Annotated in this window: 22 protein-coding genes; 9 read left to right on the top strand and 13 right to left on the bottom strand. The window is 64.1% G+C overall.

The genetic code is table 11. From position 1 onward, the window contains the following. Positions 1-70: 70 nt before the first annotated feature. Together Q0D44_RS13950 and Q0D44_RS13945 are read right to left on the bottom strand one after the other, a co-directional pair. Positions 71-691: a TadE/TadG family type IV pilus assembly protein gene (locus Q0D44_RS13950; RefSeq protein WP_294137202.1), complete on the bottom strand. Its 621-nt coding sequence runs from the start codon at positions 689-691 to the stop codon at positions 71-73. Next, complete coding sequence (locus tag Q0D44_RS13945; RefSeq protein ID WP_294137201.1) at positions 688-2721, bottom strand: TadE/TadG family type IV pilus assembly protein; 2034 nt, start codon at positions 2719-2721, stop codon at positions 688-690. Before Q0D44_RS13945 ends, Q0D44_RS13950 begins: the two co-directional genes overlap by 4 nt. 83 nt (positions 2722-2804) lie before the next feature. Here Q0D44_RS13945 and Q0D44_RS13940 point away from each other — a divergent pair, with 83 nt between their 5' ends. Continuing rightward, entirely contained in the window at positions 2805-3479 is a 675-nt protein-coding gene (locus Q0D44_RS13940) for a hypothetical protein (protein ID WP_294137200.1), read from the top strand. Between the two features lie 35 nt (positions 3480-3514). After that, positions 3515-3979, top strand: coding sequence for a hypothetical protein (locus Q0D44_RS13935; protein WP_294137198.1), 465 nt, complete (start codon positions 3515-3517; stop codon positions 3977-3979). 19 nt (positions 3980-3998) lie between these two features. On the opposite strand, the gene trmFO is transcribed toward Q0D44_RS13935, so the two are convergent. Continuing rightward, complete coding sequence (gene trmFO / locus Q0D44_RS13930) at positions 3999-5342, bottom strand: methylenetetrahydrofolate--tRNA-(uracil(54)-C(5))-methyltransferase (FADH(2)-oxidizing) TrmFO (protein WP_294137197.1); 1344 nt, start codon at positions 5340-5342, stop codon at positions 3999-4001. Positions 5343-5382: 40 nt separating this feature from the next. Continuing rightward, complete coding sequence (locus tag Q0D44_RS13925) at positions 5383-6687, bottom strand: dicarboxylate/amino acid:cation symporter (RefSeq protein WP_294137195.1); 1305 nt, start codon at positions 6685-6687, stop codon at positions 5383-5385. Between the two features lie 192 nt (positions 6688-6879). On the opposite strand from Q0D44_RS13925, the gene Q0D44_RS13920 reads away from it, so the two are divergent. Then, positions 6880-8250, top strand: a complete 1371-nt coding sequence (locus Q0D44_RS13920; RefSeq protein ID WP_294137327.1) for a M20/M25/M40 family metallo-hydrolase — start codon at positions 6880-6882, stop codon at positions 8248-8250. A 117-nt stretch (positions 8251-8367) separates the two neighbouring features. On the opposite strand, the gene leuA is transcribed toward Q0D44_RS13920, so the two are convergent. The 7 genes from leuA to miaA form a co-directional block, all read right to left on the bottom strand. Next, complete coding sequence (gene leuA, locus Q0D44_RS13915) at positions 8368-10038, bottom strand: 2-isopropylmalate synthase (protein ID WP_294137193.1); 1671 nt, start codon at positions 10036-10038, stop codon at positions 8368-8370. 349 nt (positions 10039-10387) lie between these two features. After that, positions 10388-11014, bottom strand: a complete 627-nt coding sequence (locus Q0D44_RS13910) for a YceI family protein (protein ID WP_294137191.1) — start codon at positions 11012-11014, stop codon at positions 10388-10390. 207 nt (positions 11015-11221) lie between these two features. Beyond that, positions 11222-12241, bottom strand: coding sequence for a ketol-acid reductoisomerase (ilvC, locus tag Q0D44_RS13905; RefSeq protein WP_119744257.1), 1020 nt, complete (start codon positions 12239-12241; stop codon positions 11222-11224). A gap of 223 nt (positions 12242-12464) precedes the next feature. Then, positions 12465-12980, bottom strand: coding sequence for an acetolactate synthase small subunit (ilvN, locus tag Q0D44_RS13900; protein ID WP_294137186.1), 516 nt, complete (start codon positions 12978-12980; stop codon positions 12465-12467). Next, positions 12980-13339 carry a hypothetical protein gene (locus tag Q0D44_RS13895; RefSeq protein WP_294137185.1) on the bottom strand — a complete coding sequence of 120 codons (360 nt, stop codon included), beginning with the start codon at positions 13337-13339 and terminating at the stop codon, positions 12980-12982. The genes ilvN and Q0D44_RS13895 overlap by 1 nt, the downstream gene beginning before the upstream one ends. Further along, on the bottom strand, positions 13336-15087 hold the full coding sequence (locus tag Q0D44_RS13890; protein ID WP_294137183.1) for an acetolactate synthase 3 large subunit: 1752 nt from the start codon (positions 15085-15087) through the stop codon (positions 13336-13338). Before Q0D44_RS13890 ends, Q0D44_RS13895 begins: the two co-directional genes overlap by 4 nt. 100 nt (positions 15088-15187) lie before the next feature. After that, positions 15188-16132 carry a tRNA (adenosine(37)-N6)-dimethylallyltransferase MiaA gene (gene miaA, locus Q0D44_RS13885; RefSeq protein WP_294137182.1) on the bottom strand — a complete coding sequence of 315 codons (945 nt, stop codon included), beginning with the start codon at positions 16130-16132 and terminating at the stop codon, positions 15188-15190. Between miaA and serB the strand changes: the two genes are divergently transcribed. From serB to Q0D44_RS13870, 3 genes are all read left to right on the top strand, one after another. Continuing rightward, positions 16131-17009, top strand: coding sequence for a phosphoserine phosphatase SerB (serB, locus tag Q0D44_RS13880; protein ID WP_294137181.1), 879 nt, complete (start codon positions 16131-16133; stop codon positions 17007-17009). The two genes, miaA and serB, sit on opposite strands and share 2 nt — an antisense overlap. 182 nt (positions 17010-17191) lie before the next feature. Continuing rightward, positions 17192-17446, top strand: a complete 255-nt coding sequence (locus Q0D44_RS13875; protein WP_294137180.1) for a hypothetical protein — start codon at positions 17192-17194, stop codon at positions 17444-17446. Between the two features lie 44 nt (positions 17447-17490). Continuing rightward, entirely contained in the window at positions 17491-18999 is a 1509-nt protein-coding gene (locus Q0D44_RS13870; RefSeq protein ID WP_294137326.1) for a L,D-transpeptidase family protein, read from the top strand. Positions 19000-19131: 132 nt separating this feature from the next. Here Q0D44_RS13870 and ruvX read toward each other — a convergent pair whose 3' ends face one another. Both ruvX and Q0D44_RS13860 read right to left on the bottom strand, forming a co-directional pair. After that, positions 19132-19596, bottom strand: coding sequence for a Holliday junction resolvase RuvX (gene ruvX, locus Q0D44_RS13865; RefSeq protein WP_182913848.1), 465 nt, complete (start codon positions 19594-19596; stop codon positions 19132-19134). Positions 19597-19598: 2 nt separating this feature from the next. Continuing rightward, positions 19599-20717, bottom strand: a complete 1119-nt coding sequence (locus Q0D44_RS13860) for a DUF3089 domain-containing protein (protein ID WP_294137178.1) — start codon at positions 20715-20717, stop codon at positions 19599-19601. Positions 20718-20856: 139 nt separating this feature from the next. Here Q0D44_RS13860 and gatC point away from each other — a divergent pair, with 139 nt between their 5' ends. The 3 genes from gatC to gatB all read left to right on the top strand — a co-directional run bounded on the left by gatC (position 20857) and on the right by gatB (position 24222). Next, the gene (gatC, locus tag Q0D44_RS13855) at positions 20857-21144 is read left to right on the top strand and encodes an Asp-tRNA(Asn)/Glu-tRNA(Gln) amidotransferase subunit GatC (protein WP_294137177.1); all 288 of its coding nucleotides are present in this window, start codon (positions 20857-20859) and stop codon (positions 21142-21144) included. Next, positions 21141-22625 (top strand): Asp-tRNA(Asn)/Glu-tRNA(Gln) amidotransferase subunit GatA, encoded by a 1485-nt coding sequence (gatA, locus tag Q0D44_RS13850; RefSeq protein ID WP_294137176.1) that lies wholly within the window; start codon positions 21141-21143, stop codon positions 22623-22625. Before gatC ends, gatA begins: the two co-directional genes overlap by 4 nt. A 97-nt stretch (positions 22626-22722) precedes the next feature. After that, complete coding sequence (gatB, locus tag Q0D44_RS13845) at positions 22723-24222, top strand: Asp-tRNA(Asn)/Glu-tRNA(Gln) amidotransferase subunit GatB (RefSeq protein ID WP_294137175.1); 1500 nt, start codon at positions 22723-22725, stop codon at positions 24220-24222. The last annotated feature ends 53 nt before the right edge of the window (positions 24223-24275 follow it).

Genomic DNA, 24275 nt, shown 5'->3' with positions numbered 1-24275 from the left:
TTGCGCATGACGCTGCCATCTGTCGCTTCGCGCGTGGGAGAAAGGGAGAATCGCGGTCATACTGTGATCCTCATGTGCAATTGCCGGTGACGGGTTCGGACTGCTTGTCGAAGGGCTGGTTGCGCAGGATGGTGCTGGACGCCATGGTCACTTCCTGTGGCCAGCCCAGCAGATAGGCCATCGGGAAGATACGATTGTAACGGAGCGTCACCGTGTAGATGGTCACATCCTTCGCGCCGCCTTGCCCGCTCGCGCCCGAATCCAGGTCGCGCACGTTGTTGGCATTGGCGTCATCGAAGGTCTCATTATTGTTGCACAGGCCGTCGCCATTGCCATCGACAAAGGCTTCGGCCTTCGACTGTGCGCGACCATAGGATTTATAGGCCATGCGCGTGAAGGCGACATTGCCCGCACCGACCAGCCGCTTCACCGCCGTTTCCACGCCACTGTCGAGCGCGTCGCGGTTGGCTTGGGTCGCAGTTTCCAGGCCCGATGCGCGCCCGGCCGCTTGCACCTCCCCGCTCAGGATCGCGCGGGCGTAGAGATAATAGGCCGTGTCGAACAGGAACATCAGGATCAGGATCAGCACCGGCGCGACAAAGGCGAATTCCAGGATCGTCGCCCCGCGCCTGTCCCCGCGCAGGGCGCGCAGCAGCCCCATGCCGGGCCATCGCGAGCCAGCGCGTTTCATCGTGTGATCCGCAATTGAGCGATCTGCGACGCTATCTGTGAGAAGGTCGTGGTCAGCTGATCCGCATTGTCCGCCTGATAGGCACGGCCTGGCGACGCGCAATTGGACAACATCGTACTCAGATTGGTGCCGAAGGCGATGACCCAGACGGTGATATTCTTCTGGGTTTTGGCAATCGTACACAATTCAGTGAGACGAGCTTCCGTGATGGCGTTCTGATCGGCATTGGTCGGGATGGACGCCGTGGATGTACGACGCCGGGCGACCGCCGACAGGCCCCATGCGTCATAGCTGCCGATGCGCGTGTCGGTTTCACCATCGGTCATGAAGATCAGGTTGCGGGCGTAGCGTCCCGTCGATTCCGCTGTAGCATGTTCTGCCGCGAACAAGCCTTCGCGTGACATCAGCCGCAGACCCCACATCATGCCGATATCATGATAGGTATAGCCGGCGGGTACGAGCGCGGAAAGATAGGTCGACAGGGTGGAAGAGTCGATTTCCGCCAGCTTCCGCGCATAGGTCGGACAAGCGGCATATTGGGATGTGGACCCGTTGGGCGTGTAATAATTGGTCGTGGCATTGGGCGTGACCACCCGCGTATAGGTCGCTGCTGCGCCGCTATACTCCCAGCCTGTCGTGGCAGTCGCGCTACCGCCGCGACGGCCATAGACGACCCCAGGCAGGAAGGGTTTCCATTGCGTTTCAGGCTTGGTTGAATCGGGGATCAGGTCAACGTCCATATCGTAGCGGGGAACATCGGTCCCTTCATTATTGCGACGGGTCGCGCGTTCCTCGATGCAGGCGTTGGTCTGCGTCCAGCTGATTTTTCGATCCGTACCGAAATTATTGGTCACTGGTGCCATGAAAAAGCCGCCAGTCACCAAATCATCGCCTGAGCCGGTGCCCTTCAAATTGGCCATTGAGTAGGTCACTGGCTTGTAAATCCAGTGATAGGCTGTCCCATCGGCATTCTGGTTACCCGCGTTGGGATTTTCCGACACGGTTTCGGTGTAGGTTTCCTTCAAATTATTATAGTTGGTCGGCGTGATCCAGCAGACGCCGTTAGTCAGGCCCGCTGAATAGGTCACGCCGTTGCGGGTGCGCACGCGCGTCCGGGACCGGGGCAGGGCGGTGGCAGACGGCGACCATGCTGACCATGCAGTATAGCTATCGCTTAGCGAATTGGCGGGCGCGGTGCATGTTTCCGACGAACCCTGATATTTGGTGCCGGTCGATGTATTGCCACTATCTACTACTGACGTGGTTTTGCTGGTTGTGGCGCCCTGCGTTGATCCCGGAATGACGGAAGTCCCATCCGGCACGCGGGAATCATAGATCGCATTGTCCTGAATCCAGTTGCGCTTGAGCAACATGCCGACATTGACGGTCGAGGAATAGGGCACGAAGCCATAGCGGATATGGCTGCCCGCCGGTTTAACGAGTTGCAAAGCATCGTAGAAATCCTTGACCGCCTTGCGCAGCACGATGATGCGACTTTCGCTGTCGCCCGGATTAATGTCGTTCATCGACAGGGTGGTGTCGAGCACGAACATGACGTCCGTGTTGGGCAGTTGCAAATCCGCCGTGCATTCGGCCGAAATGGTGCGGCTGGTGACGTGGAACAATTTCATCAGCGTCATCGGCACCGCGACGGACGCAGTGCCGGTCACTGCACCGGTGTTTGATGCGGTATAGGCGATGGCCGGTGTTCCCGCTCCATATTTGTTTGCGGGAAAGTTGAGGTTGAAGAAATTCTTGGCGGTTTCCTCATTGCTGCTGGCGCCTGTCGTCCAGGTGATGCCCGACATGGAGCGGCGCCCTGCCAGCGCGCCCGCGTCGCAGGCTTGCTGAAGGCGGGTCTTTGCCAGATAAAGTCGGCTGATGTCGATGCCGCCGCCGATCAGGCCCGCCAGCGGGATGACCGACGCCGCGACGATGGCCAGGGTGTTGCCGGCCTGGTTATGCGCCAGCCGGGCCAGAAACCCGTTCGTCCGATTGATCTGCTTGCCCATCTGTCCGCAATCACCCATGTCGCGCCCAACACCCCCCATGTCCGGGTGGGGCAATTCTGTTCGCCTATGCAGGCCCACTGGTTAGAATGTGTATGAGGAAGATGGTTAAAGGACCGATAATCCCCGCGCCCGACGATGGTCTGTCCCCACTGGCGGCGCTGCTGAGTGCCCATGCCGGGGCGGATTCCGCGCGGCATCGGGCGATCTGGGCCTATGACGGACGACTGGCGCATATCGCGCGCTCCACCCGTGAACCCGCGATCGGTCAGATGCGGCTGGCCTGGTGGAATGACGTCATCTATGATGCTGCCGGGGTCAAAGGGCAGGGGGAGCCGGTGATCGACGCGATGCGGGCGACGGGGGCCATTGCCGCGCCGGGGCTGATCGCGATGATCGACGGCTGGGAAATCCTGGTGGTGGAGCCGGAGATCGACGTCGAGGGGCTGCGCACCTACGCCTTCGGTCGGGGCGGCGGGCTGTTCCGGGCGTTGGCGGGGGAGACGGAAGCGCCCGACTGGCTGGTGCAGGCGGGGCAGGTCTGGGCGCTGTGGGACCTGTCCGGCCATGTTGGCGACGAGCGACTGGCCGATGAAGCGCTGGCGCTGGCTCGCGCTCTGGTGACGGACGCGCCGCCAGCCTGGCCGCGCCGGTGGAAGCCGTTGCGGATCGTTTATACACTCGCCCGACGGGATGTGCTGGCCGGACGCCGCGCCCCGGTCGGGATGCCGCGCGCCCTGGCGCTGCGGCTGTTGCGGGTTGCGCTGTTCGGGCGCTAGGATGGGCTGACGAGGCGGCGACAGGAGAACAGGGAATGGGGCGATTGCTGGCGGGCGCGATGGCGATGCTGCTGCTGGTCGCGGGCGGCCTGTTCTGGTGGCAGGGGCGGGCGAACCAACAGCCGGTGCCGCAACTGGCCCTCGCCCCGCCACCGCCTCCGCAGATTGAAGGTCTGCCCGAAGGTGATGCCGACGCCACCGGCGACGCGCCGCCCATGCCCGCCGAGGCCAGCCCGCAAAGCCGCGAACAGCGGCGCTTTGCCCGCTACGATCGCAACCGCGATGGCGTCATCACCCGGATCGAGATGCTGGGCAGCCGCACCAAGGCGTTCAAAGCGCTCGACAAGGATGGCGACAATCTGCTGTCCTTCGAGGAATGGGCGGTCGCGACATCGGATCGCTTCGGCGCTGCGGACGGCAACAAGGATGGCAAGCTGACCCCGGTGGAATTTGCCGCGACCGCGCCGAAACGGGCGGTGAAGGCGAAGTGCCGGTGCTGACCCCACAGGGGTGGGGAGATTACGCCCCCACCATCTCCCCCAACCACGCCCCCAGCGACGCCCGTGCTCGTGACGTGTACGCCTCCTTGCGCTGCTTCTTCTTCACATCGTCCAGCGTGGGAAACAGGCCGAAATTGACGTTCATCGGCTGATAGTCCGCGCTCACGACATTGCCGGTCACATGGCCCAGCAGCGCGCCCAGCGCCGTATCGGCGGGCGGGGGCGTCATCACCCGGCCCTGTAATTCCGCCGCCGCGAAGCGCCCCGCCAGCAGGCCGATCGCCGCGCTCTCGACATAGCCCTCACACCCCGTCATCTGCCCGGCAAAGCGGATATGCGGCGCACTTTTCAGCCGCAAAGTCGCATCCAGCAATTTGGGCGACTGGATGAACGTGTTACGGTGCAGCCCGCCCAGCCGCGCAAATTCAGCCTTCTCCAGCCCCGGTATCGTGCGGAACAGTTCCACCTGCGCGCCATGTTTCAGCTTGGTCTGGAAGCCGACCATGTTCCACAGCGTCCCGCTGGCATTGTCCTGCCGCAACTGAACCACCGCATAGGGCCAGCGGCCGGTGCGCGGATTGTCCAGCCCCATCGGCTTCATCGGCCCATGGCGCAGCGTTTCCGGCCCGCGCGACGCCATCACCTCGATCGGCATACAGCCCTCAAAATAGGGGGTGTTGGCCTCCCATTCCTTGAACTCGGTCTTTTCGCCGTCGATCAGCCCCTGGACGAAGGCCTCATATTGCTCCCGGTTCATCGGGCAATTGATATAATCCTTCCCCTCGCCACCGCCGGGACCGATCTTGTCCCAGCGATTGGCCATCCAGCACTGGTCCATGTCGATGCTGTCATGGTGGATGACCGGCGCGATCGCGTCGAAAAAGGCCAGATGCTCCATCCCCGCCGCCTGGCCGATGCTGGTCGCCAGCGCAGGCGCAGTCAGTGGCCCGGTCGCCACGATGGTCATGCCCGACGTGGGGAGCGTGTCGATCCGTTCGCGAATAATCTCCACATTGGGATGTTCGGCCAGCGCGCGGGTGACGCCGCCCGAAAAGACATGCCGGTCCACCGCCAGCGCGGAGCCTGCCGGCACCTTGGCCGGTTCCGCCTGCGCCATGATGACGGAATCGAGCCGCCGCATCTCCTGATGCAGCAGCCCCACGGCATTCTTGTCCGCATCGTCGGACCGGAAACTGTTGGAACAGACCAGCTCCGCCAGCCCCTCGGTCTGATGCGCCGGAGACATATCACCCGCGCCCCGCATTTCCGACAGGCGCACTTTCACCCCCGCCTGCGCCAATTGCCACGCCGCCTCGGAACCTGCCAACCCGCCGCCGATGATATGCACCTGATGATTTGACATGGCGCGTTCCATGGCCCTCGCGCGCGCTCAGGTCAATCCGTCAGGCAACTGCCAAGTCGCCCGTTCCATAATAAGCGCCCTCGTCCAAAATCCCCTCGCGCTTCGCGACGACCACGCCCACCAGCACCTGCCCCGCGACATTCACCGCCGTGCGGCCCATGTCGAGAATCGGGTCGATCGCCAGCAGCAGCCCCGCGCCCTCCAGCGGCAGGCCGAGTGTCGACAGGGTCAGCGTCAGCATCACGGTCGCGCCGGTCAGGCCTGCTGTCGCCGCCGAGCCGATCACCGATACCACCGCGATCAGCGCATAATCGACCACGCCCAGCGGGATGCCGTAAAAGCCCGCGACGAAGATCGCCGCCAATGCGGGGTAGATGGACGCGCAGCCGTCCATCTTGGTGGTCGACGCCAGCGGAATGGCGAAGACGGCGTAGCTTTTGTCGACGCCCAGCCGCTCGGTCACGGCTTCGGTGACGGGCAGGGTGCCGACCGAGGAGCGGGAGACGAAGCCCAGCTGGATCGCGGGCCAGGCCTTGGCGAAGAAGGGCAGGGGCTTCAAACCATGGGCGATCAGCAGCGTGGGGTAAACGATCAGCAGGACGATCCCCAAACCCAGATAGATGGCGCCGGTGAATACGCCCAGCCGCGCCAGCGCGTCCCAGCCATAGGTGGCAACAGCCGCGCCGATCAGCCCCGCCGACCCGATCGGTGTCAGGCGGATGACCCAGCCGAGCAGCGCACGCACTACCGCCAGCAGCGATCGGACGAAGGCGAGGAAGGGGTCTGCCTTCTCCCCGACTTTGAGCGTCGCCAAGCCCATCGCGATGGCAATGACCAGCAATTGCAATATGTTGAAGCTGATGCTGGTGCTGGCCGCGCCATCCTCGCCGATCTTAGTGCTGCCTGACAGCGCCAGGCTGTTGCCCGGCACCAGCCCTTTGAGGAAATCGAGCCAGCCGCCGACCGACGATGGCGGCTTGGCGACCAGCGCGGCGCTGCTCAGGCCCACGCCCGGCTGGGTGACGATCCCGATGGCGAGGCCAATGAGGACCGCGATCAGCGCGGTGATGGCGAACCACAACAATGTCTGCCCAGCCAGCCGCGCGCCATTATCAAGCGCGCGCAGATTGGCGATCGACGCGACGATGGCGGCGAACACCAGGGGCGGCACGATGGCCTTGAGCAAGGAGACGAAGATCGACCCGACCGTCTTGAGCGTGGTCGCCAGCCAGTTGAGATCGCCGTCCGGCCCCGCGCCGATCTGGCGCGCGACAAGGCCCAGCGCCAGCCCCGCGACCATGCCGACCAGCACCTGAAATCCGAAACTGCGATAGGGTAGGGCCATGTTGTACCGTCCTGTGGGCGTAGGCCGGTGATATGGGATCGACCGGGCCGATTGCGCGCAAGCAAATCTTGAGGGGGGACAAGGTGGATAAGGAGGCCCTCTTTCCGCCTGTCGTCGGGTCAAACGCATTGGCCGACGCAATCCGCTATGCCACACAGGGCGTCACGGTCCATCAGGGAGTGCAAATAGATGATGTTGCGGCGCATGACAGTGGCGATGACGGGCGCGGCATTGATGCTGCCCCATGGCGCGATGGCGGCGGCGGACCCGGCAGTGGCGAAGGACATATTGATGCGCTCGGTCGCCTTTCGCACGGTGGAGGGGGCAGGGCAGGTGCCAAAGCTGGCGGCTTATTTTGCGTCGGTGTTGAAGGCGGCGGGCTTTGCCGATGCCGACATCGTCATCACGCCGATGGGCGAGACGGCAACGCTGGCCGCGACGATCAAGGGGCGCGATGCGAAGCTCAAACCCCTGCTGATGATCGGCCATATGGACGTGGTGGCGGCGGATCGGGCGGACTGGACCCGTGATCCCTTCGTGCCGGTCGAAGAAAATGGCTATATTTTCGGGCGTGGGTCGGAGGATAATAAATATGACGTCGCGATGATGGTCGCGACGCTGGCGCAGCTGAAAAAGCAGGGCTGGACCCCGCGCCGCACCGTCACCCTGCTGCTGTCAGGCGATGAAGAAACCGCGATGGTGACGACCAAGGCGCTGGCGGCCCAATATAAGGACGCCGAATTGCTGCTGAACGGCGATGGCGGCGGCGGGCTGCTGAATGAGGACGGCAAGCCGGTCCTCTATCAATTGCAGGCGGGCGAGAAAACCTATGCCGATTTCGAGATCGGCTTTACCGATCCGGGCGGGCATAGCAGCGCGCCGACGCCGGGCAATCCGATCTATCGACTGGCCAAGGCCATCGACAGGATCGCGGCCTATCAATTCCCGCCGATGCGTAACGAACTGACCCAAGCGTCGCTCAGCCTGTCGGCGGGCCGGATCGGCGGCGAGGTCGGCGCTGCGATGCGGCGTTATGCGGAGACGGGCGACGCGGCGGCGGCGGAACTGCTGTCGACCAAACCGGAATTTGTCGGCCAGGTCCGCACCACCTGCGTCGCGACGATGGCGCAGGCGGGCCATGCGCTCAACGCCCTGCCGCAAAGCGCGAAGGTCATGGTCAATTGCCGCATCTTCCCCGGCGTGGCGATTGAGGCTGTGAAGGCGGAACTGGTGAAGGTGGTTGCCGATAGCGGCGCAACCGTGACCACGCTGGGCGATCCGCTGGCCAGCGATGCGTCGCCCCTGCGCGCGGACGTCATGAAGGCGGTGCGCGACGCGGTGACCGCCCGTTCACCGGGCATCACCGTGATGCCCGGCATGTCGGCGGGCGCGACCGACAGCCTCTATTTCCGCGCCTTGGGCGTGCCGAGTTACGGCGTGTCCAGCCTGTTCATGAAGGCCGAGGACGGCTTTGCCCACGGCCTGAACGAGCGGGTGCCGGTCGCGGGCATCGGGGAGTCGCTGGCGCAGTGGGATGCGGTGGTGCGGGCGCTGGCGAAGTAAAACATAATCTCCGTTCGCCCTGAGCGAAGTCGAAGGGCTCGCCCGACCAGCGGGAAGGCACTTCGCTTCGCTCAGTGGGGGGCTTCGACTTCGCTCAGCCCGAACGGATAAGTGGGTTTACCCCCGCGCCACCGCATTCGCCGCCGACAGCACCGCCTGCACCGAAGCCGTCGCGACGTCCGCATCCGTCCCCACGCCAAACACCGTACGCCCGTCCGGGGTGCGGCATTCGACATAGGCGGCGGCGTTCACGTCGCTGCCCGAACCGATCGCATGTTCGCTATAGTCGGCAATCTCCAGCTCGACGCCCAACTCGTCGCGCAGCGCCGCCAGCACCGACGAGAGCAGGCCGTTACCACGCCCCGAAATGCTCCGCTCGCCGCCCTTGTGCGCAATCTTGCCGGTGAAGATGCGGTCGCCCGCCGCGCCGCCCTCATGATAATCGATCAGGCGATAGGCCTGTTCGCCACACAGGCGATAATGGTCCTGGAACGCCGTCCAGATATCCGCGGCATTGAGTTCGCGGCTCGAATGGTCGGCCATGCCCTGCACCACGCGGCTGAAATCGGCCTGCATCCGCTTGGGCAGTTTGAAGCCCTTGTCCTGCTGCAATACCCAGGCGACGCCGCCCTTGCCCGACTGCGAATTGACGCGGATCACCGCTTCATAGTCGCGGCCCAGATCCTTGGGATCGATCGGCAGATAGGGGACGTCCCAGATCAGGTCGTTGCGTGCTTCCTGTGCGGCAAAGCCTTTCTTGATCGCGTCCTGATGGCTGCCGGAAAAGGCCGTGAACACCAGTTCGCCAGCATAGGGGTGGCGCGGATGGACCGGCAACTGGTTGCAATATTCGACGGTCTGGATGACCTCGTCAATGTCGCTGAAATCCAGGCCGGGGTTGATCCCCTGCGTGTACATATTGAGCGCCACGGTCACGATGTCGCAATTGCCGGTGCGTTCGCCATTGCCGAACAGGCAGCCTTCAACCCGATCCGCGCCCGCCATCAGGCCCAGTTCCGCCGCCGCCACGCCAGTGCCGCGATCATTATGCGGGTGGAGCGAGATGACGACGCTGTCGCGGCGCGAAATATGGCGGCACATCCATTCGATCTGGTCGGCATAGATGTTCGGCGTGGCGCATTCGACCGTCGCTGGCAGGTTCAGGATCAGCGGCTTGTCGGGCGTCGGCATCAAAATATCCATCACCGCCTCGCAGCACTCCAGGCTGAAATCCAGCTCGGCAGTGGAGAAGGTTTCGGGCGAATATTCAAAATGCCAGTCCGTGTCGGGTTGGGCCGCTGCATTGTCGCGCAGCAGCTTGGCGGCGGTGACGGCGATCTCCTTGATCTGCGGCCGCTCCATCCCGAACACGATCCGCCGCCAGGCGGGCGACACCGCGTTATAAACGTGGACGATCGCCTTCTTCGCGCCGCGCAGCGATTCAAACGTCGTCGCGATCAAATCCTCGCGCGCCTGGGTCAGCACCTGCACCATCACATCGTCGGGGATGCGCCCGTCCTTCACCAGCCCGCTGATGAAGTCGAACTCGGTGGCACCGGCCGACGGGAAACCAACCTCAATCTCCTTGACGCCGACCTTGACCAGCAAGTCGAAAAAGCGGCTCTTTTTCTCCGCATTCATCGGGTCGATCAGCGCCTGATTGCCATCGCGCAGGTCGGTCGAGAGCCAGCGCGGGGGCGAGGTGATGACATTGCCCGGCCATTGGCGATTGGGCAGGTCGATCTGGGGGAAGGCGCGATATTTCTGGGACGGATCGGTCAGCATCATGGGACTACTACTTCTTTTGCGAACGGGCGCGCGGGTCGTTGAGGGCGCGCAGCCCGGTTAACGATGATCAGCGAAAAGGAAGCCCTTAGGCGTATCGTTGCTGCCCATAATCGAAAGGCAGCGCAAAAACCACGCCTAAGGGCGTGTAAGTCGTAGCAGGGGAAGAAGCGTCGCGCTCTGCATGATGGGGACGCTTGTAGCCGGTTTGGGGGCGGGGCGTCCAGTGGTTATTGCCCAACCCAGATCCGTCATCCTGACGAAAGTCAGGATCCAGGGTTCGACGCACAGCGCCGGACGCTCTGGACCCCGGAGCAAGTCCGGGGTGACGGAGAGGGAGTAGGTAGTCGTCTTACTTCTGGAACGCGGCGACGATCTTCAGTTCGATAGTATCGCCGACCATCGGCACGCCATAGCCCATGCCGAACTCGCTGCGCTTGATGGCGCCGGTCGCGACGAAGCCGACATTTTCCTTGCCGCCCGCCATCGCCGGGGCCTTGCCCGCGCCGTAAAGTTCAGCGTCCAGCGTCACCGGCTTGGTCACGCCCTTGATCGTCAGATTGCCGGTGATGTCCGCGCCGGTCGCGCCGTCGGGCTTCACGCTGGTCGATACGAAGGTCGCGGTCGGGAATTTGGCGGCGTCGAAGAAATCCGCCTTCATCAGATGCTCGTCCAGCTTGGGCACACCCGTGCGCAGATTGGCGATCGTGAAGGTGACGGACACTTTGGATGCGGCCGGGTTCGCCTTGTCCAGGGTCAGGGTGCCGGTCGGTTCGGCGATGGTGCCCATATTGCTGGTGAAACCCATATGGTCCCAAGCGAACACGACCTGGGTATGGCCCGGATCGACGGTATAGCTGCCGCCGGTCGCTTTAGCGGCATCCTTGGTGCCGGGCGCGGTCATCGGCCCCTGCGCGATCAGGACGGTGCCGCCGGTCAGGGCGATCAGGGCGGCGGCGGGGATGAGATATTTTTGCATGGGGGACTCTCCAAAACGATCAAGGGGCGCAGCTTGAATAAGCTACGCCCCTAAATTGTTCCAGAGCCGTAACCGGAAACGGATCGTTCGCCTTTAAGCCCCTCCCCTTCAGGGGAGGGGTTGGGGTGGGGCTTGTCGTCTGGAGACAGCGCTTGGGACACAGCCCCACCCCCGTCCCCTCCCCTGAAGGGGAGGGGTGAAGAAGGCTTAATTCTTTTCCTGGTCCACCAGCTTGTTGGCGGCGATCCAGGGCATCATCGCGCGCAGCTTTGCGCCGGTTTCCTCGATCGGGTGGCGCTTGGCGGCGATGCGGCTGGCTTTCAGTTCCGGCTGGCCGGCGCGGTTGTCGAGGACGAAGTCCTTGACGAAGCGGCCCGACTGGATGTCGGCCAGCACGCGCTTCATTTCCTTCTTGGTTTCTTCGGTGATGATGCGCGGGCCGGTCTTGATGTCGCCATACTCTGCTGTGTTGCTGATCGAATAGCGCATGTTGGCGATGCCGCCTTCATACATCAGGTCGACGATCAGCTTGAGTTCGTGCAGGCACTCGAAATAGGCCATTTCCGGTGCGTAACCGGCTTCGACCAGCGTTTCGAAACCGGCCTGGACCAGCGCGGTGGCTCCGCCGCACAGCACGGCCTGCTCGCCGAAAAGGTCGGTTTCGCATTCTTCGCGGAAGTTGGTTTCGATGATGCCGCTGCGGCCACCGCCCACGCCGCTGGCGTAGGACAAGGCGATGTCATGGGCGTTGCCGGTCGCGTCCTGATAGACGGCGATCAGGCAGGGGACGCCGCCGCCGCGCTGATATTCGCTACGCACGGTGTGGCCCGGACCCTTGGGCGCGATCATGATGACGTCAATGTCCTTGCGCGGCTCGATCAGGCCGAAATGGACGTTCAGGCCATGGGCGAAGGCCAGCGCCGCGCCGGGGCGCAGATTGGCGTGGATGTCGTCGGCATAGATGGCGGCCTGATGCTCGTCGGGGGCGAGGATCATGAGGACGTCGGCCCAAGCGGCGGCTTCCGCATTCGGCAATACCTTGAAGCCCGCGCCTTCCGCCTTCTTCGCGCTGCCGGAACCGGGGCGCAGGGCGATGGCGACTTCGGCCACGCCGCTGTCGCGCAGATTCTGCGCATGGGCATGGCCCTGCGACCCATAGCCCAGAATGGCGACCTTCTTGCCCTTGATCAGGCCGATGTCCGCGTCGTGATCGTAATAAACCTTCATGAGTGTCTCTTCCCTCGAACAAATCTCCTCGCCCCGCCGGGGAGAGGATATGAAATCTTGGCCTGGCGCAGCCGGGCCTAGATGAAGTTGGAGAGGGGCTTTGGACGGACGAACGTCGCTGCCCCCTCTCCCAGCTTCGCCTAGGCAGTCGATCAGAGTCACGTGCCTCTGAATCGACTGCCAAGGCTGCGCAACCCTCTCCCCGCCGGGGAGCGGGAATTCGTTAAATCGCTTCTTTCCCCCGGATCAGGCCGACAACGCCGGTGCGGCCAACCTCGACCAGGCCGATCTGGCGCATCAGGCCAACAAAATTGTCCACCTTGTCGGTGGTGCCGGTAATCTCGAAAATGAAGCTTTCGATCGTCGTGTCGACCACCTTGGCGCGGAACACGTCGGCCAGGCGCAGCGCCTCGATCCGGTCCTCGCCCACGCCCGCCACCTTGACCAGCGCCAGTTCGCGCTCGACGAAGGGGCCGCTCTCGGTCAGGTCGGTAACCTTGTGGACCGGGACCAGCCGGTCAAGCTGCGCCATGATCTGGTCGATCACCTTGGGCGGGCCGTTGGTGACGATGGTGATGCGGCTGACGCCATGGTCCTGGGTGATGTCGGCCACGGTCAGGCTGTCGATATTATAGCCGCGCGCGGTGAACAGGCCCGCGATGCGCGCCAATATGCCCGCCTCGTTGGAGACGGTCAGCGACAGGACGTGTCGCTGACTCAGTTCTTCCTGAATATGCATCAGATGCTTGTCCCGTTGTCCGTATCTTCATGGGCACCTTTATGGTCTGCCCGTTCCGAAATCATCGCCGTAAAGGCATAGTGCCAGCCGCCATCCTGCCGGTGGGCGAGGCGGACGGGAAAGCCCGTTACCGCGTCGAACATTCGGCTCAGATGCTCGCCCACATAGCGCGGACCGATCAGCAATGTGCCGATGTGCCGCTCATGATGCTCGAACCCATGGTCCAGATGCACTTCCCATTCCTCATTGTCCGGGTCGGCATGGTCGATGGTCCAGCCGGTCAGCTCGGCGCTGCCCGCGTTCCGCTCGAAATCCCAGGGTTCCGTAACGTGGATGCGCAGTTTTAGGTGTTGGGTCACACTAGCGCCTTGGCTTCGTCCGTCATGCTGCCCTTCACCTGGCTGGGATCGAGCAGCATTTCGGTATGCGCCGCGCCCGACGGGATCATCGGGAAACAGTTGGACAGCTTAGCCACGCGGCAATCGACGATCACCGGGCCGGGCGTGTCGATCATGGCGCGGATGCCGCTTTCCAGATCATCCGGTCCGTCGATGCGGATGCCGGTCCAGCCATAGGCTTCGGCCAGCTTCACGAAATCGGGCAGGCTGTCGGAATAGCTGTTGGAATAGCGGCTCTGATAGGTCAGTTCCTGCCACTGGCGGACCATGCCCATATATTCATTGTTCAGGATGAAGATCTTGACCGGCAGGCGATATTGGCTGGCCGTCCCCATTTCCTGAATATTCATCTGGATCGACGCATCGCCCGCGACGCAGATGACCAGACTGTCGGGATTGCCCATCTGCGCGCCGATGGCGGCGGGGAAGCCATAGCCCATTGTGCCAAGGCCACCCGACGTCAGCCATTTATTGGGCGCGTCGAAACCGAAATGCTGCGCCGCCCACATCTGGTGCTGGCCGACTTCGGTGGTGATGATGATGTCCTTGCCGGTCGCGGTGCATGCCTTGTACAGGTCCGCGATCGCGCGCTGGGGCATGATCTCGGTCGCGTTCTCGGCATAGTCGAGCGACTTTTTCGCGCGCCAGCCATCGATCTGCGCCCACCAGGCCGACAGGTCGGCGGCTTCATGACCGCGTGCCTTCCACAGCGCCACCATGTCGCTCAGCGCGCTGCCAACGTCGGCGACGATGGCGACATCGACATCGACGATCTTGTTGATGCTGCTGCGATCGATATCGATATGGACCTTGCGGCTGTTGGGCGCGAAGGCGTCCAGACGGCCGGTCACCCGGTCATCGAAGCGTGCGCCGACACAGATGATCAGGTCCGCCTTGTTCATCGCAAAATTGGCTTCATAGGTGCCGTGCATCCCCAGCATCCCCAGCCATTGCGGCCCGGTTGCGGGATAGGCGCCCAGACCCATCAGCGTGGAGGTGACGGGCGCACCGGTCATCGCGGCCAGTTCGCGCAGCAGGGTGGAGGCTTCCGGCCCGCTGTTGATGACGCCGCCACCGGTATAGAAAACCGGGCGTTCGGCGGCCGCCAGCATCTCGACGGCCGCGTCGATCCCGGCGGCGTCCGCCTTGGTCTGCGGGTGATAGCTGGCATGGGCGACCGGTTCGGGACGCTTGTAGGGTGCCGTAGCGATCTGGACATTCTTTGGAATGTCGATGACGACCGGGCCGGGGCGACCGGTGGTGGCGATATGGAACGCCTCATGAATGACGCCCGCCAGTTTGGCCGGGTCTTTCACCAGATAATTATGCTTGGTGCAGTGGCGCGTGATGCCGACCGTGTCCGCTTCCTGAAAGGCGTCGGTGCCGATTAGTTGGGTTGGAACCTGGCCGGTGATGACGACCATGGGGATCGAATCCATCAGCGCGTCGGTGATGCCGGTGACCGCATTGGTCGCGCCGGGACCCGACGTGACCAGGACGACGCCGGGCTTGCCGGTCGACCGGGCATAGCCCTCCGCCATATGGGTCGCGCCCTGTTCGTGGCGGACCAGCACATGCTTGATCGTGGGATGATTGAAGAGCGCATCGTAAATGGGCAGCACTGCGCCGCCCGGATAGCCGAACACGACTTCGACGCCCAGATCCAACAGGCATTCGACCAAAATGTCCGCGCCGCTCTTTTCGGCCACGATAGATTCCTTCGCATTGTTCAAGCCGCGCCCTTTGCGTCATGCGACGCGAAATGGCAAGGTGGCGGCCACTATCTGACATAAAATGACGTGTCAAATATTATTGTTGTAATTTAATTACTAATTCACCGATAATTTTGTCATCAATATATCGCCTCTCGCGCGCCCAGCCCGGCGGCGGCTGGTTGGAGAACCAGGTATATTGCCGCTTGGCATATTGCCGCGTCGCCAGCCGGCCTTTTTCGATTGCACTGTCCAGCTCAGTGTCGCCTTTGATCCAGCCGCGGATGTCCGGCACGCCAATCGCCCGCATCACCGGCAGGTCGGGGTTGAGATTGCGGGCCAGCAACGCCTCCACTTCCGCCACCGCACCTTGCTCCATCATCAGCCCGAACCGCCGGTCGCACCGCTCCATCAGCCAGTCGCGCGGCGGCAGCAGGATCATCGGCGACAGGCTGATCGTGTCGCCAATCCCGCCGCTCTTATGCTGCTGCCAGGCTTTGAGCGGCCTGCCGGTCGATCGCACCACCTCCAGCGCCCGCGCCACCCGCGTCGTATCGGCAGGGGCGAGGCGGGCGGCGGCTTCGGGATCCTCGACGCTCAGCGCCGCATGGGCGTCGGCGACCGGCAGCGCCCGCACCGTCGCGCGAATCTCCGGGTCGATCTCCGGCACCGGGGCGATCCCGTCCAGCAAGGTGCGGATATAGAGGCCGGTCCCGCCGACCAGCACCGGCAGGCGGCCCGCGTCATGGGCGGCGGCAATCTCCGCCTTCGCCTCCGCCGCCCAGCGTGGTGCCGTGCAGGCTTCCGCCCCGTCGATATGACCGAACAGCCGGTGCGGCACATCGCCCATTTCCTCTGGCGAAGGCCGGGCGGACAGGATGGCAAGGTCGGCATAGACCTGACTGGCGTCGGCATTGATGACGACGCCGCCCGTGGCCTTGGCCAGCGCAATGGCAAGCGCGCTCTTGCCGCTGGCGGTCGGCCCGGCAATAAGCGCGACCCGTGGGCGGGATTCGCCCTGTTGTGGTTCGGAGATAAGCATGTTCGTCGCGACCTTAGTGGCAAGCGCCTCGATGGGGCAGGGGGATATTGCGCAGGCGCTCGATCGGCTTGCCCAATCGGGTTGCCAGCCGGGCGATACTTTATGGCTCGACGCTGACAAGGCCGCCGATATCTTCTTCGCCGCCGATCCGGTTGCGGCCCGCGCGGCGCTGACCGATCTGGGGCAGGGGATCGACATCATCGTCCAGCCGCAAGCCACCCGCGAAAAGGCGCTGATCATCGCCGACATGGATTCGACCATGATCACCGTCGAATGTATCGACGAACTGGCCGACTATGCCGGGATCAAGCCGCAGATCGCCGAGATCACCGAACGGGCGATGCGCGGCGAACTGGACTTTGCGGGCGCGCTGGACGAGCGGGTCGCTTTGCTCAAGGGGCTGGACGATAGCGCCATCGACCGCTGCCGCGCCGAGCGGGTGACGATCATGCCGGGGGCCAAGGCGCTGGTCCGCACGATGAAGGCGCGCGGCGCACGGGCGCTGCTGGTGTCGGGCGGCTTCACCCGCTTTACCGGACCAGTGGCGGAGGAGATCGGCTTCGACGCCGCCGTCGCCAATGTGCTGGAGATTGCCGATGGCGCGCTGCTCGGCACCGTCTCCCGCCCGATCGTCGACGCCGCGCGCAAGCGGGCGGAACTGGAAGCGATGATCGCGGGCGGCATCGACCGCGCGCTGACGCTGGCCGTGGGCGATGGTGCGAACGACATTCCGATGATCGAGGGGGCAGGGCTGGGCGTTGCCTATCATGCCAAGCCCAAGACGCGGGCGGCGGCGGCGGCGGAGATCGTCCATGGCGACCTGTCGGTGCTGCTTTATGCGCAGGGCATTGCGTCCGCCGATTGGGTTCAGGACTGATTTTTCGGCGTTTTCGACGCATTATCGTGGTTAAGCCACTATTCGCCGTCATTTCGCTACGGTAATGGATTTTTTGCGCGGTTCGCACGTTGGCCCCGCGTCGTAGCTGCTGTCGCAACCGCTGCGGCAAGAGGTTTAACGCGGCGTCCGGCGATCCCCGCCATCGCGCCCAGGGAGAAGATATGAAAATCAACCATATGGCTTTGGCTGCTGCCGGGTTGTTCGCACTGAGCGCCTGCGCGACGAATGAAGCCCCCGTCACCGTCGCGCCGCCCGTCGGCCCCGGCGCGATCGCTGGCACCGTTGCCGCCGACCGCGATGGCGACGGCTATGTCGATGGCTATTATACGTCGGACGGCATGTATCACGCCGTGCAGGGTCCGCCTTGCCCGCCGCCACCCCCGCCGCCAGCGCCCCGTCGCGGAGAACGCGGCTGATCCGTAAGTTGAACCGGGCGCGGCACCACCGCCGCGCCCGTACCTTGCCCCTCGCGCTGCTGCTGGCCGCGTGCGCCGTCACGCCGCTGGCCGCGCGCGCCCAGCCGGCAGCGCCCGCCGAGGCCGCGAAGGCCAGCGTCGCGACCGAAATCCGCGCAGGCGTCAGCGGCAAGCTCAAGGAATTTTACGCGCCCCGTGGCTATTGGCCGCTCTGGGTCGAAAAGGACGCGATCGGGCCGCAGGCCGACGCGCTGCTGGCGCTGATCGCCAGCGTCGATGTCGATGGCCTCGACCCGCGCGACTATGACCCGCGCGGCCTCCAGCGCCTGATAGAGGAAGCCGACGCCAGCCCGACCCCCAAGGCATTGGCCCGCGCTGACCTCGCTCTGTCCAAGGCGTTCGCCGCGCTGGTCGCGGACATGCGTCGCCCGGCGCGCGGCATGGGGATGCGCTATCTCGACCCGGAGGTCGAGCCGCGCGATCCCGATCCGTCCGATCTGCTGCGCGCCGCCGCCATCACCCCGTCGCTGACCGACTATATCCAGACCGCAGGCTGGATGAGTCCCTTCTACATGCAGCTGCGCACCGCCCGCGCCGACTATCAGGCGAAATGGGGCGACCTGCCCGACGTGACCGTGCCGGAGGGCGTCAAGCTGCGCCCCGGTGGTCGCGTGCCAGAGATCGCGTTGCTGCGCCACCGGCTCGGCCTGCCCGACGGCACTGCCTATGATAGGGTGCTGATGGCGCGGGTGCGCAGCTTTCAGAGCGACCATGGCCTCAACGCTGATGGCGTCGCTGGCGCGCAGACCATTGTCGCGCTCAACCGGGGCGCGTCCTATTATGAGCGGCTGCTGGCGCTCAATATGGAGCGGACGCGGCTGCTCCCTGGACCCTGGGTGCGCCATGTCGTGGTCGATGCCGCCTCGGCGCGCCTATGGTATTACAGCAAGGGTTCGCTCGACGGCACGATGAAGGTCGTGGCGGGCGCGAAGGACACGCAGACGCCGATGATGGCGGGGATGATCCGCTACGCCACGCTCAACCCCTATTGGAACATCCCGCCTGACCTGGTGCAAAGCCGGGTCGCGCCCAAAATCCTGAATGGCGCATCGCTCAAAGGCCTGCATTATGAAGCGCTGGCCGACTGGAGCGCCAATCCTGCGCCACTCGCCCAAAGCGCGATCGACTGGCGCGCGGTCGCGGCGGGGCGCAGCGAAGTGCGCGTTCGTCAGTTGCCCGGCGGCGACAATGCGATGGGCCGGGTCAAGTTCATGTTCCCCAATGACCTTGGCATCTACCTGCACGATACCCCGTCGCGCGACCTGTTCGCCAAACCCGCGCGCCATTTCAGCAATGGCTGCGTCCGGCTGGAGGATGCCCAGCGTCTGGGCCGCTGGTTCTTCGGCAAGCAACCGGTGGCGGAGGGTAGCGCGCCGGAACAGCATCAGCCATTGCCTCAGCCGGTGCCGGTGTATCTCACTTATCTGACGGCGGTTCCCACGGCGCAGGGGGTGCAGTTTTTGCCCGATGTGTATGGGCGGGACGGGAATTGAGATTACACCAAGCTCCGTTCGTTTCGAGCGTGTCGAGAAACGGGGCAGAGCCAAGTTCAGCGCCACTAAAATGAGATTGCTGTCCTATCCGTTTCTCGACTTCGCTCGAAACGAACGGATGTGGTGTCAACCCTAAAGCCCCGCCACCAGCCCGTCGATCGCGCCCTGCAAAATGTAACTCGCCGCCAGCTTGTCGACCAGCACCTCGCGCCGGGCGCGGCTGGCGTCGGCTTCCAGCAGGGTGCGGGTGACGGCCTGGGTCGACCAGCGTTCGTCCCACAGCAGGATGGGCAGGCCCAGATCGAGGAGGTTCTGCGCAAAGGCGCGGCTGGACTGGCTGCGTGGGCTGCCGGTGCCGTCCAGGTTGAGCGGCAGGCCGATGACGATACCCTTGACCTGCTGCTCCGCGATAAAGGCGGCGATGGCGATCTTGTCCTTGGTAAACTTGCCGCGGCTGATCGTGTGGGCGGGACTGGCGATCGACCAGCGATCGTCGCACAGCGCCAGCCCGATCGTCTTGGTCCCGACATCCATGCCGATCAGCCGCCCGCCGTCGGGCAGGCACTCGCGAAAGGCCACGCGGTCCGTGGTCAGCAAGCTCATGATTTGACGAACGCCGCCAGCCGTTGCCGGGCATCGTCGCGGACATTGGCCCAGAACAGGCTGTAATCGTAAACATGGTAGTTGTTGCCGGGCAGGGTGAACGGACCCATGTCCACAGGCTCGCCGATCATCAGCACGCCGCTGGTGTCGCAGCGTGCAGGCACGATGCCTGACAGGAGGCGCGGGGGCTTTCCTTCTTCCCGGCTGTCGAGCGTGCCGCGATTGGCGCTGGCCGGGGCCGCGCCGTTGAACGCGCCGGTGAGGGGGTTGGTGCAGAGCATGTGCGTGCCCTTGCGCGGCTTGCCGCTATAGCCGGTTTTCTTGCCGAAGGTTTCGATCACCGCCGAAGGATCAGCCGGTTCGGCATAGCTTTGCCAGCTCACGATGCAGTGCGCTTGGCGCGCCCGCGCACAGGCGGGCAGGCCGAGTGCGGGCAGGTCCGCCTCTACCGAAATCGGCCAGCCCACGGCATAGACCGCCGCAACCCGGTCCGCGACCGGCTTGCCTGCGACTTGCTCGCGCAGCAATTGCAGCAGGTGGCGCGACCCCTGGCTATGCCCGGCGAGGATCAGCGGCCCGGTGGGATTGGCTTTCAGGAAGGCGGCAAAAGCCTGGGCCACGTCGCGATAGGCCGCGGCCAGCGCCTTGTCGCCCTCCGGCCCGTCGGTCAGGAAGGCGCCATAATTGGCCTGGCGATAACGCGGCGCCCACACATTGCCCACCGCGTTGAAGGCGCTGGCCTGCCCGGTGACGAAGCGGCGCGCGGTTGCGTCAGCCTCCTTCTCGCCGATCGGCGCGTTCCAATGGGCGTCGCCAAAGGTGGTGATGTAGCTGGTTGGGTGGATGAAGAACACCGCTGCCTTTTCCGGCACGGGCGCGCCCTTGATCCCCTGCGGCGTCCACAGTGCGGGATTGTCCTTCACGATATCCGGCCGGGCGATCCACATCGCCTGTCCGTCATAGGCGTCGGCGGGCAGGGGCTTCAGGTCGCTAAACGCCTCTCGCGGCACCATGACCGCGCGGATCAGCTGCATCCCCCAGATGCGATAGATCAGCAGCGCGGCGATCACCAGCACCACAAGGCCAGCGATGACATAGAGGAATTTGCGCGCCACGACTGCTCTCCGATGTTGGCCGGAACCCGTCCCGCCTTTCTGCCGCCTGTCTGGCCCAACCGCCGCGGCGGCGCAAGATGAACCATGGTCGGCAGGTCGCCCCTTGAAGCGGGTTAAACCGAGTGCTAGCGGCGGAGCCATGTCGATAGACCTTCAAACCGTAAAAAAGATCGCCAGCCTCTCGCGCATTTCGGTGACTGACGCCGAAGCGCAAGCGATGGTGCCTGAACTCAACAACATCCTTGGCTGGGTGGAGCAACTGGGCGAGGTGGACGTCACCGGCATAGAGCCGATGACCGCCGTCATCCCCAATACCCAACGCCTGCGCGTGGACGCCGTGACTGACGGCAATGTCCGCGACAAGGTGCTGGTCAATGCGCCCCAGGCCGAGCATGGCTTTTTTGCCGTTCCCAAGGTGATCGAGTGACCAATCTTACTGACCTGACCGTAGCCGAAATCCGCGACGGATTCCGCGCTGGTGATTTTTCAGCGCGCGAAGTGGCCGAAGGTTTCAACGCCAATGTCGCGGCGGCCAAGGCGCTTAACGCCTTCATCGTCGAAACGCCGGAAAAGGCGCTGGCCGCTGCCGATGCTGCGGACAAGGCGAAGGCCGTTGGCGAAACGCTGGGCGCGCTGGCCGGCGTGCCGATCGGCATGAAGGATCTGTTCTGCACAGAGGGCGTGCAGACCACCGCCGCGTCGCACATGCTGGAAGGCTTTGTGCCGACCTATGAATCGACCGTGTCGGGCAAGCTGTGGGCGGCGGGCGCGGGGATGCTGGGCAAGCTGAACCTGGATCAGTTCGCCATGGGATCGTCCAACGAGACCAGCTATTTTGGCAATGTCATTTCCCCGTGGAAGCGCGGCGGCGGTGACAATGCGGCGCTGGCGCCCGGTGGCTCTTCGGGCGGCTCTTCGTCCGCCATTTCCGCGCGGCTCTGCCCGGCGGCGACCGGTACGGATACCGGCGGTTCGATCCGCCAGCCTGCCGCCTTCACCGGCATTTCGGGCATCAAGCCGACCTATGGCCGCTGTTCGCGCTGGGGCATCGTGGCGTTTGCGAGTTCGCTCGATCAGGCCGGGCCGATGGCGCGCACCGTGCGCGACAATGCGTTGCTGCTGGAAGTGATGGCGGGTTTCGATCCCAAGGATTCCACCAGCCTTGATTTGGCCGTGCCTCAGTGGGAAGCAAACCTGTCCAGCGACCTGCGCGGCAAGACGGTCGGCATCCCCAAGGAATATCGCCCCGATGGTCTGAACGCGGAAATTGCGGCTTTGTGGGACAAGGGCATCGCTTGGCTCAAGGACGCAGGCGCGAACGTGGTAGAAGTGTCGCTGCCGCATACCAAATATGCGCTGCCGACCTATTATATCATCGCGCCCGCCGAAGCGTCATCCAACCTCGCCCGCTATGACGGCGTGCGCTATGGCCAGCGCGACCTGCCCGATGGCGCGGGCTTGCAGGACATGTATGCGGCGACCCGCGCCGCGGGTTTCGGGCCGGAGGTCAAGCGCCGCATCATGATTGGCACCTATGTGCTGTCGGCCGGTTTCTACGACGCTTATTATACCCAGGCGCAGAAGGTCCGGGCGCTGATCGCGCGCGACTTTGACCGGGCATTCGAGCAATGCGACCTGCTGCTGACGCCGACTGCGCCCAGTGCGGCCTTCACGCTGGGCGAAAAGCAGGCCGATCCGTTGGCCATGTATCTGAACGACGTGTTCACCGTGCCGGCCTCACTCGCTGGGCTGCCCGCGATGAGCGTGCCGGGCGGTCTGGACAGCCAGGGCCTGCCGTTGGGCTTGCAGATCATTGGCAAGGCGCTGGACGAGCAAACGGTGCTGAACGCCGGGCTGGCGATCGAGGAACGGGCTGGCTTCGTCGCGCGGCCGGACAAGTGGTGGTAACCTATATTCCCGTTCGCCCTGAGCTTGTCGAAGGGCTGCTTTTTTCTTCAAGAAAGGACTGGGCTTCGACAGGCTCAGCCCGAACGGAACCAAGATTATGAGTGACTATCGCATCCAGGGCGCAACCGGTGAGTGGGAGGTCGTGGTCGGCCTGGAGGTCCATGCGCAGGTGACGTCGAATGCCAAGCTGTTTTCCGGCGCGGCGACAGCGTTCGGGGCGGAGCCGAATACGCAGGTGTCGCTGGTCGATGCGGCGATGCCCGGCATGTTGCCCGTGCCTAACCGCGAATGTATCCGCCAGGCGGTGCGTACCGGCATGGCGATTGACGCGCAGATCAACAAATGGTCGCGCTTCGATCGGAAAAATTATTTCTACGCCGATTTGCCGCAGGGCTATCAGATCAGCCAGCTCTATCATCCGATTGTGGGCGAGGGTCAGATCGAGATCGTGCTGGACGAAAAGAACCCGGATACCAGCACCAAGGTGATCGGCGTCGAGCGCATCCATGTCGAGCAGGATGCGGGCAAGCTGATGCATGACCAGCATCCGACCAGCTCTTATGTCGACCTGAACCGCTCGGGCGTCGCGCTGATGGAAATCGTGTCGCGGCCGGACATGCGTTCTCCCGCCGAAGCCGGGGCTTATCTGGCGAAGCTGCGGACGATCCTGCGCTATGTGGGCTCCTGCGATGGCAATATGGATCAGGGTTCGATGCGCGCCGACGTCAACGTCTCGGTGCGCAAGCCGGGCGGTGAACTGGGGACGCGGACCGAGACGAAAAACGTCAACTCGGTGCGCTTCGTCATGGCCGTGGTGGAGCGGGAGGCGAGCCGTCAGGTCGATGTGCTGGAGGCCGGCGGCAAGATCGTGCAGGAAACCCGCCTCTACGACCCGGACAAGAATGAGACGCGCTCGATGCGGTCGAAGGAGGACGCACACGATTATCGCTACTTCCCCGATCCTGACCTGTTGCCGCTGGTGCTGGACGACGCCTTTCTGGACGAATGCCGCGCCTCGCTGCCCGAACTGCCCGACGTCAAGCGCAAGCGCTATGAGCAGGCGCTGGGCCTGTCGCCCTATAACGCCGCGACCCTGACCGCCGACGCAGACACGGCACGTTGGTTCGAGACACTGCTGACGGAGAGCGCCGCCGCCCAGAAGAAGAGCGAGAGCGACGTCGCCAAGGCAGCGGCCAACTGGCTGTTGTCGGACCTCTATGGTGCGCTCAACCGGCTTGGCAAAAGCCTGGAGGACAGCCCGGTCAGTCCGGCGCAGGCCGCCGAATTGCTGGCGCTGGTCGCGGACGGTACGCTGTCGGGATCGCTGGCCAAGCAGGTGTTCGAGATCATGCTGGAAACCGGCGACGCGCCCGGCAAGATCGTCGAGGAAAAGGGTCTGAAGCAGACCAGCGACACCGGCGCGATCGAAGCGGCCGTCGCCACTGTGCTCGCCAACAATGCCGACAAGGTCGAACAATATCGCGGCGGCAAGGAAGCGCTGTTCGGCTTCTTCGTCGGCCAGACGATGAAGGCGATGCAGGGCAAGGCCAACCCGCAGGTGGTGAACGAGTTGGTGAAAAAGGCGCTGGCCGGGTAAACCGCGCCGCTCTTTCAAGCGGAAAAATTAAGGGGCGCCGCCGGGGGGACCGG

Source organism: Sphingobium sp. (assembly GCA_023266575.1).
Classification (GTDB): domain Bacteria; phylum Pseudomonadota; class Alphaproteobacteria; order Sphingomonadales; family Sphingomonadaceae; genus Sphingobium.
This window is presented reverse-complemented; position numbering and strand designations above follow the sequence as displayed.